This is a genomic window from Mesorhizobium sp. M5C.F.Ca.IN.020.32.2.1, assembly GCF_004023105.1.
GTDB classification, from domain to species: domain Bacteria; phylum Pseudomonadota; class Alphaproteobacteria; order Rhizobiales; family Rhizobiaceae; genus Mesorhizobium; species Mesorhizobium wenxiniae.
Map to the genome: position 1 here is coordinate 1 of NZ_RZSX01001229.1, position 1403 is coordinate 1403.

General features: G+C 63.1%; 2 protein-coding genes. Both read left to right on the forward strand.

Annotated features, from left to right (window positions below; translation table 11 throughout):
* Window positions 1-562 (forward strand): GMC oxidoreductase (locus tag EOA86_RS34655; RefSeq protein WP_245497476.1); only part of this gene is annotated, 562 nt, incomplete at its 5' end.
* On the forward strand, window positions 559-1403 hold an 845-nt coding region (locus EOA86_RS34660; RefSeq protein WP_164892327.1), incomplete at its 3' end, for a mandelate racemase/muconate lactonizing enzyme family protein. The genes EOA86_RS34655 and EOA86_RS34660, both read left to right, overlap by 4 nt.

Here is a 1403-nt window from a genome sequence, read left to right on the forward strand (position 1 = left end):
GCCCAACATGCAGCTTTATTTCCAGGCATTCTCGACCGTCATCCCGAAGAGCGGCGAGCGTCCGATCCTGACGCCCGACCCGTGGCCGGGCTTTTCCATCGGCCTGTCCAACTGCCGTCCATCGAGCCGTGGCGAGATCATGATCCGCTCCAGCAATCCGCGTGACTATCCGAAGATCGTCGCCAATGCCTTCTCGACCGAAGCGGACGTCGCCGAAATGCTGGCGGCTGTGAAGTTCGTCCGGAAGATCGCCGCCATGCCGGCGATGGCCGACATCATCGAGGAAGAGGTTTTGCCGGGCCCATCAATCAAGTCCGACGCGGATCTCATTCAGGATTTCAGGAAACGTTCGGGCACTGTCTACCACCCGGTCTCGACATGTCGCATGGGACCGGACGCTGCGCGCGCCGTCGTCGACCCGCGCCTGCGGGTTCACGGCCTCGCCGGCTTGCGCGTCATCGATGCCTCGATCTTTCCCGATAACATCACCGGCAACACCAACGCCGCCTCGATCGTGACCGGATGGAAGGGTGCCGAACTGGTTCTGGAGGATCAAAAATGAAAATCACCGACGTAAAGACCTGGGTTGTCGGCAATCCGCCGCCCGGCATCGGCGGCAAGTATTTCATCTTCGTCAAGCTCACCACCGACGGCGGCGTGGTCGGCTATGGCGAGGCCTACAACGCCACCTTCTCCGCCCACGTCACCGCAAGAATGATCGAGGACATGGCCGAGCGCTACCTCATCGGCCGCGATCCGCACGACATCGAAAACTTCTTCCGCCGTGCCTATTCGTCCGGCTTCACCCAGCGCCCCGACGTGTCCGGGATGGGCTGTTTTTCGGCGCTCGAAATCGCCTGCTGGGACATTATCGGCAAGGAGGCCGGCAAGCCGGTCTACAAGCTGCTCGGCGGGCAGGTGCACGAAACGCTGCGTTCCTATACTTACCTCTACCCACACAGCGGCAGCGTCCACTCGGAGGATGCGCGCGGCAAGAACGTCTACAACGATCCCGATATGGCGGCCGAATGCGCGCTCGAATATGTCGAGCAGGGCTTCACTGCCGTCAAGCTCGACCCGGCCGGCCCCTACACTGCGTTTGACGGTCACCAGCCGCGTCTCGTCGATATCGACCTCTCCGCCCGCATGATCAAGGCGATCCGCGAGGCGGTCGGCACCAGGGCCGACATCCTGTTCGGCACGCATGGCCAGTTCACCGCGTCGGGCGCGCTGCGCATGGCCCGCGCCATTGAGCCCTATGATCCGCTGTGGTTCGAGGAGCCGGTGCCGCCCGATATGCCGGAAGTGATGGCTCAGGTGGCGCGCGGCACGTCTATCCCGATCGCCACCGGCGAGCGGCTGACGACCAAGTTCGAATTCGCCCGCGTCATCGAGAACCGTGC